The organism is Stenotrophomonas sp. 278 (genome assembly GCF_003935715.1).
GTDB classification, from domain to species: domain Bacteria; phylum Pseudomonadota; class Gammaproteobacteria; order Xanthomonadales; family Xanthomonadaceae; genus Stenotrophomonas; species Stenotrophomonas maltophilia_AH.
On the sequence record NZ_RHPP01000281.1, the window covers coordinates 1 to 1,512 of the forward strand.

The window sequence follows — 1,512 nt, forward strand, 5'->3', positions numbered from 1 at the left end:
GTCATGCGCAGCGCCGCGCGCGGATTACCCGCCGCCGACCTGACCCTGGCCAATACGTACGCCGCCTTTGTCGACAAGCCCAATGCCAGCGCACTGAACTGGCCGCGCAACGAACGCAGCCGGCGCATTGCCACCGATGGCCTGGCCAAGCTGGCCAAGGCCGACCCGGATGCCACCGAGCAGCAGCTGCCGCAGTACGCCAACGCGCTGCAGCTGAGCCCGGCCCAGCAGGCCCAGGTGCGCTATCAGATCGCGCTGTGGACAGTAGCCTCATACGGGCCCGACTCTGCGCGCCGGCTCAATGCCGTGCCGGACTCGGCCTATGACGAACGCCTGCACGAATGGCGCGCCCGCGAGGCGCTGTCGCGCGGCGACTGGCCGGCGGCGCTGACCGCCATCCGCAAGATGGGGCCGACCCAGCGCAACGACTCGCGCTGGCGTTACTTCGAGGCACGCATGCTGGACAAGACCGGCAAGCGTGCCGAAGCCCAGCCGCTGTTCCGCGAAGCTGCCCGCTCGGCCACCTTCCATGGCTTCCTGGCCGCCGACCAGCTGGGCCTGGGCAGTTACACCCTGTGTCCGTGGGAGCCCGACGACAGCGCACAGGCGCAGGCGGCCGTCGCCCGTGATCCGGCCATCGTGCGCGCGATGGAGCTGTTCAAGATCGAGCGCAACGGCTGGGCCGTGGCCGAATGGAACGATGCGCTGAGCCGCTTCGACACCACCCAGCGCCGCATCGCCGTGGAAGTCGCGCGCGACAATGGCTGGTTCGACCGTGCCGTGTTCTCGCTCGGCAAGACTCCGGAGGAGCAACGCCTGTACAGCCTGCGCTTCCCGCTGCATCACGACGCGGCCATCCGCCGCGAATCAGCGCGCCATGCCATCGATCCGGCGTGGGTCGCCGCTGAGATCCGCGCCGAAAGCATCTTCAACCCCAAGGCACGCTCGCCCGCCAATGCGATGGGCCTGATGCAGGTGCTGCCGGCCACCGGGGCCAGCGTCGCCAAGTCGATTGGCCTGGTGAACTACGGCGGCGCGTCCAGCCTGTACGACCCGGACACCAACATCGCGCTGGGGACGGCATATCTGCGCCAGCTGATGAACAAGTATGACGGCCTGCCCTACGTGACCATTGCCGCCTACAACGCCGGCCCCACGCCCACGGCACGCTGGCAGTCGCAGCGTCCTGGCTTCGACCCGGACATCTGGATCGAGACCATCAGCTACAAGGAAACCCGCGAATACGTCGCACGCATCCTGGCCTTCAGTGTGATCTACGACTGGCGCCTGAACGGCAACGCCCTGCCCGTCACCGACCGCATGAACGGCCGCCTGCAGGCCAAGCGCAAGCAGCTGACCTGCCCGACCAACGCGGAGAAATCCGCCGATTGAGGGAAACTGGTAGCGCCGGCCGTTGGCCGGCCCAGGCGGGGGGGGCCGGCCGCCCCCCGCGGGCGGCGTTGTTTGGGCCCCTCCTACAAATCTAATACGCCGCTGGGGGTGCCGCCCCGT

At 68.6% G+C, this 1,512-nt stretch carries 1 protein-coding gene; it reads left to right on the plus strand.

Annotated features, from left to right (window positions below; translation table 11 throughout):
- Nucleotides 1-1,392 (plus strand): lytic transglycosylase domain-containing protein (locus EGJ34_RS21650; RefSeq protein ID WP_125362443.1); only part of this gene is annotated, 1,392 nt, incomplete at its 5' end.
- Between the last annotated feature and the right edge of the window lie 120 nt (nt 1,393-1,512).